Annotated in this window: 6 protein-coding genes; all 6 read left to right on the top strand. The window is 49.1% G+C overall.

Annotated elements, in window-relative coordinates:
* On the top strand, positions 1–127 hold a 127-nt coding region (locus NZ772_12010), incomplete at its 5' end, for an apocytochrome f (protein ID MCS6814272.1).
* 183 nt (positions 128–310) lie between these two features.
* Positions 311–3,277 (top strand): DNA polymerase I, encoded by a 2,967-nt coding sequence (gene polA / locus NZ772_12005; GenBank protein MCS6814271.1) that lies wholly within the window; start codon positions 311–313, stop codon positions 3,275–3,277.
* 576 nt (positions 3,278–3,853) lie between these two features.
* On the top strand, positions 3,854–4,345 hold the full coding sequence (locus tag NZ772_12000) for a hypothetical protein (GenBank protein ID MCS6814270.1): 492 nt from the start codon (positions 3,854–3,856) through the stop codon (positions 4,343–4,345).
* A 45-nt stretch (positions 4,346–4,390) separates the two neighbouring features.
* Positions 4,391–5,293, top strand: coding sequence for a trypsin-like peptidase domain-containing protein (locus NZ772_11995; GenBank protein ID MCS6814269.1), 903 nt, complete (start codon positions 4,391–4,393; stop codon positions 5,291–5,293).
* Between the two features lie 298 nt (positions 5,294–5,591).
* Positions 5,592–5,873: an HU family DNA-binding protein gene (locus tag NZ772_11990; protein MCS6814268.1), complete on the top strand. Its 282-nt coding sequence runs from the start codon at positions 5,592–5,594 to the stop codon at positions 5,871–5,873.
* 62 nt (positions 5,874–5,935) lie between these two features.
* Positions 5,936–6,209 (top strand): hypothetical protein (locus NZ772_11985; GenBank protein ID MCS6814267.1); only part of this gene is annotated, 274 nt, incomplete at its 3' end.

Below are 6,209 nucleotides of genomic sequence, written 5' to 3'. Positions count from 1 at the left end.
GCTACAGAGTCCTGATCGCATCAAGTGGCTCCTAGCCTTCTTTGCGCTAGTGATTCTAACCCAGATTTTATTAGTGCTGAAGAAGAAGCAAGTTGAGAAAGTTCAGGCGGCTGAGCTAGAATTCTAGGCTTGTTATTTCCGTGTTGTAGAGATGCCAGTCTATCGTGAGGATGGGCTGGCATTATTGTGACACTTATGCTTAATTGCCAAGCTGCCGTTGTCTAGGACACTGTAACCCATAATTGCCTTGCGCAGATTGCCCCCGATCTTGCATCATAGGGTCATCCGTAACGAGGTTATGCCCTTAGCCGTGTCTAATTCTGAACCTTCCACCAATGCTGCTGCTGTTTTGCTAGTAGATGGTCACTCGTTAGCGTTCCGCTCTTACTACGCCCATGCCAAAGGCCGAGATGGCGGCCTACGCACCTCTACGGGCATCCCGACTAGTGTGACCTTCGGGTTCCTCAAATCCTTGCTAGAGGTGCTAGAAGCTGAGAAGCCTGACTATGTAGCAGTAGCCTTTGACCTAGACGAGCCTACCTTTCGTCATGCAGCAGACGATACCTATAAGGCAGGGCGACAAGACGCTCCAGAGGAATTTTTGCCAGACTTGCTCAACCTGCAAGAATTTTTGGCGGCAATGCAGGTAGCGATCGTTACCAAGCCAGGATTTGAGGCCGATGATGTCTTAGGTACGTTGACGGCCCAAGCTAGCCAAGCTGGATACCGTGTGACGATCGTCAGCGGTGACCAAGACCTGTTTCAACTAATAGACGATACTAAAGGCATCACCGTACTGCACATGGGGGCTGGCTTTTCCCAGCGCAGCAGTGGAGCCATTGCTTACAATGCGCAACGGGTGTATGACAAGCTTGGCATCCTTCCGTCCCAAGTTGTGGACTACAAGGCGCTGTGCGGTGATAGTTCCGACAATATTCCTGGTGTGAAGGGCATTGGTGCCAAAACGGCTGCTCAACTGTTGAAGACTTATGGTTCTTTGGAAGCACTCTACGCCCAGCTTGACCAAGTAAAGGGGGCAGTGAAACAAAAGCTAGAACAAGGCAAAGTGGCAGCCTTTCACTCCCAATTTATGGCTCGCATTCGCACAGATGTACCAATTGAATTTACCCTTGAAGACTGCAAACTACGTGGATTTGATCGTGCTAGTTTGGATCCATTGATTGCTAAACTTCAGTTTCACGATCGCACCTTGCTCAATCGGCTCGATCGTCTTGCTAGTGGTTGGGCTACAGATGATAAGAGTGGCTCTACCCCTACAAATAGTTTGACCAACGGTTCGACAATTGGTTCCACAGTGGTCAACCACAGCAGCGAAGATACCTGGTTTTTCAGCGCTGAAGATACAGCTCAAGCCCAACAGCAGAGCATCCCCGATCTAGATGTCATTATCGTTGATACCCCGGAGCAATTGACAGATCTAGTGCAGACGCTCATGGCTTGCACTACGCCTGTCGCCTGGGACACCGAAACTACAGCCCTCGATCCCCGTGATGCTGAACTGGTGGGTATTGGCTGCTGCTATGCTGCTGTAACCGATTCCGAGCACCATCACCCTACTCTCGGCGAGTTGCAAATCGTTTACATTCCCATCGGTCATCGGTTTGGCACGACTCTGCCCAAAACTACCGTGTTAGAGGCATTGCGTCCCGTGTTGGAAAGTCCAGCACATCCCAAAGTGCTGCAAAACGCTAAGTTTGATCGCCTGATTTTCCGTGCCCAGGGAATTAACCTCCAGGGCGTGGTCTTTGACACCATGTTGGCTAGCTATGTTCTGAACCCAGAGAACAGCCACAACCTCACTGACCTAGCCCAGCGCTATTTGCAATTGCCCACCACGAGCTACAGCGATCTCGTACCCAAGGGCAAGACGATCGCTGATGTTGCCATTCCAGTCGTAGCTCAATATTGCGGCATGGATGTTTACGTAACCCGACGGTTGTTGCCTCTGTTGCAAGCGGATCTTGCCCAGATTCCCACCCTGGAGCGGCTACTCGTTGAAGTGGAACAACCCCTAGAACCAGTACTTGCCGCCATGGAATACACAGGTGTACGCATTGACTTAGCCTACTTGCAAGAGTTTTCGCGCACCCTGGAGCAAGACTTAGCTGAAATTGAGCGCTCGGCCTATGCCGCCGCGGGTGAGGAATTTAACCTCGGATCTCCAAAACAGTTGGGTGATTTGTTGTTTGAAAAGCTAGGACTAGATAAACGCAAATCTCGCAAGCTAAAAACGGGCTACTCTACGGATGCATCTGTGCTAGAAAAGCTACAAGGTGATCATCCAGTTATTGACTGCATTCTTGAACATCGCACTCTCTCTAAGCTGAAATCAACCTACGTTGATGCTCTGCCTCAGCTTGTGCGTAAGGATACAGGACGAGTTCATACCGACTATAACCAAACGGTTACAGCTACTGGGCGACTTTCCTCTTCTAACCCTAACCTACAAAACATTCCCATTCGCACAGCCTTTAGTCGGCAAATTCGTAAGGCATTTGTGCCTGAACCAGGATGGGTACTAGTCGCAGCCGATTATTCTCAAATCGAACTGCGCATTCTTGCCCATCTTAGCCAAGAGCCAATTCTGTTAGAAACCTACCAGCAGTACCGTGATGTTCATACTCTGACAGCACAGATGTTGTTCGACAAGCAAGAGATTACTCCCGATGAACGTCGCCTAGGAAAGGTGATTAACTTCGGTGTAATTTACGGCATGGGAGCACAGCGCTTTGCTCGAGAGGCTAACGTGTCTATCACCGAGGCTAAGGGATTTATTGATCGCTTTAACGATCGCTATCCTCTGGTGTTTGAGTATTTGCAACAGAAACAGCGAGAAGCGATCGCCCTGGGATATGTAGAAACTATTCGCGGACGGCGACGTTACTTCAACTTCACGAGCGACAGTCTGCGATCGTTGCGAGGCCATGATCCTAGCACCATTGATCTCAATCGGCTCAAGCTGCGAGATCAGTACGAAGCACAACTATTACGAGCGGCGGCCAATGCCCCGATTCAAGGCTCTAGTGCAGATATCATCAAACTAGCGATGGTAAAAATTCATGAGTTGCTACAGTCTTACCAAGCGCGGTTGTTGTTACAAGTTCACGATGAACTGGTGTTTGAAATGCCACCTGAAGAATGGGACGTGCTCCAGCCTGCGATTAAATCCACTATGGAATCAGCCGTCACCCTTAGTATTCCTCTGGTAGTTGATATTCACCAAGGTGCTAACTGGATGGACGCTAAAGCTGGGTAATAGGTCTCAATTAGCGAGATGAATATTTGACTATTATCTTCCTTATAGACAACTATCTTCCTTATAGAAAACGGTAATCACCCTGACGACAATAGGTGCGTTCCACTTGTGTAGCCCTCACCCTAAATCCCTCTCCCAAGCAGGGAGAGGGACTTCCGATCAGGCCCCCCTTCTCCCAACCCCCCGTTCGCGGGGGGCCAAGGTGGCTGGGAGTTAAGGGCTTATTTGCGTAAGTGGGATGCACCCGATGACGATCGCCACATTGCGAAGACCTTCCCAGTTCAAGCTTTGAAATGCATTGTATAGTGCCTAGCAGAAAGGCTATAGCATCACGTTGCCATTAAAGCTTGCATACGGTCAAGGACTTAAGTCCTGACTACAAACGTCCTTACTGAGGATTCCTAAGGAAATTGTCATTAGCCGATGTTGATTCTTCCTAATACCAGACAAGACCTCTAGAATTAATAGTAATTAGGTGATAGAACATCATTAGCATGTAGGATTTGCAAGCTGGGTTTTTAGCATCTACCACGATGTTTTTTGTAGGGAAATAGATCAACAATGACAGCGCTTGTGATGAGAACGGATGCTGAGAAGCCCCCTCTTAGCGACGCTCAATTTTCTACTACCGATGAGTTGCTGCACTTGCTTCACGGCGAACAGCTTTTAGTTGTCAATAAGCGTCGTAGAAATGGGTTGATTCTATACAAGGGACAATATGCTGAATTTGCTGGGCCAGGTGCGATCGTTGGTGGATCATTTGATGCCTCCTGCTTCAAAGTGATTCCCGTAGGAGAATTGTCTCTGGTGTATCCACAGAGCTATGAAGAGCGGAGAGAAGCCTACTTAACCCGCAGACAATGGATTCGTCTGACCCATCAGTTTACGGATAGGGCTGTCGCGTCTAATCGAGCACAGTTGATTTTGACCCAGTTTGAAAATTATTTTGATGCAGAGACGGTTGCTCAACTGCCGGATGAGGCGTTTGCTCGGCTAGTGGGGGTGTTGCCCCAAACAATCCGCATGAGTCGTATAGCCCGTAATGCCTCACGCAATCGGCGTATCTAACTCTGGCTGTAGGGCTATTGCAGTATTCCTCGTTGAGGAGCAGTCATGACTAAAAAGCTGATGGCGATGGTTCTGGTTGGTTTCTTGTGGGCATTTGCTATGGCTTATAGTGTCACTGCTGTAGCATTCCAACACCACAACCACAAGCAGGGTCAAGCTAGTTCACAAGCCACCCTATGGGCCAGTGCATCTCTTCAGGGTAGGGCTGACAGCCAGGATGGATTTGTGCCATCGCATTTGTTTCAGTCTGATAATCCTACTGGCAATCGACAGGTAGTTGGTGACGACGATCGCCTTCCCGTTACCTCCCGTGCCTATCCCTGGTCTGCGATCGGACGCTTAGAACAAGTGGATGCCAGAGGCAGAATTGTGAGTATTTGCACTGGCAGCCTTATTGGTTATAACCTAGTGCTCACCAATGCCCACTGTGTAGTGGATGAGCGCACCAATCGTCTTACACGCGATACCCTTAGGTTTCGCCCCAATTTAATTGATGACCGCTCTAGACTGTCTGCGGTGGCACGGCAAGTTCACTATGGAGATAGTGGCAAAAACGGCTTCTTCGGAGAAGATGACTGGGCGCTGATTAGGCTAGATCAACCGTTGGGCAGGCAACAGGGCACGATTGGCTGGCGCAGTTTAACTACACAAGGGTTACGGCAACTAGCTGGACAATTGAACCTAGTGGGATATTCGGCTGACTTTCCACCTAATCGTCCTGGACGCACGGCTGGCGTTCATCGTGGATGCAACATTTTAGGGGATGGTGACTTTGGTTTTTTGATTCACGACTGCGATACATTTGGGGGGGCATCGGGTAGTCCTGTCTTGGCTCAAATCAATGGCAAGTTTTACATCGTTGCCCTTCATGCAGGCACCTATAATCGCGTTAACCGAGCAATTCGGGTATCTCGGTGGGCACCGAGTGCTATCGAGATGCTGCAATAAACCAATAGTTTAGCTGTCTAGGTGTCACATGCTACATGAGGGTTTCTAGACTCGTGAAGAAAACCTGAAATCTGGCAATGTTCACAAGTTTAGCGATCGTAATCTCAACAGTTACCCTTAGAATATGGCATGAATGTATTGTCTGGTGAGGACTCTAGGAATCTCATACCTACTGTAGATTCCTAGGGCCTAGGTGGCACATGGGCCTACGTCCCATGTTGTCAAGTTTACAATAAACCCTCCTAAACACTGATTATCTGACTATCCAGACACAACTACAACTTATGAGGATGTTAAGATGAACAAAGGTGAACTCGTCGATAAAATTGCAGAAAAGGTTGACGTAACCAAGAAAGAAGCTGACGCTGTGCTAACGGCGATGCTAGAGGCGATTATGGAAACGGTTGCTAGTGGTGGTAAAGTCACCCTGGTTGGATTTGGTTCCTTTGAAGCACGAGAACGGCAAGCACGGGAAGGGCGCAATCCCAAAACTGGCGAAAAGATGTTGATTCCTGCAACTACGGTACCTGCTTTTTCCGCTGGCAAGCTCTTCAAAGAGAAGGTAATGCCAGGGAAGTAGCATTTTGGACTGTTAGAGTCTCAGACTACTAAGCTCAGAACGAGCGTGATGAAGTATAGAGAGTGTCATCCTTGATTGACTATGACCTGGTAATCATCGGCGGCGATCGTGTGGGTGTTTGGGCAGCGATCGCCGCTCGTCGTCTACAGGCAAGGGTCGCCCTAGTCGCCCAAGGACAATCAATAGGGCACTGTAGTCATCGCCCAGAGTTGAGTGTTGCTATGCTGGCACAGTTAGGCCACCTGCTCAATTGCAACGCAGCGGCTGTCAGCATGGGGCTAGAGTTTACTATTCCAGGCGTAGCTGGTGTTGATTGGTCAATTGCCCAGCAATGGT

Source organism: Cyanobacteriota bacterium (genome assembly GCA_025054735.1).
In the GTDB taxonomy this organism is placed as follows: Bacteria; Cyanobacteriota; Cyanobacteriia; order SKYG9; family SKYG9; genus SKYG9.
Note: the sequence above shows the minus strand (reverse complement) of the source record. Positions and strands in the feature narration are given on the sequence as shown.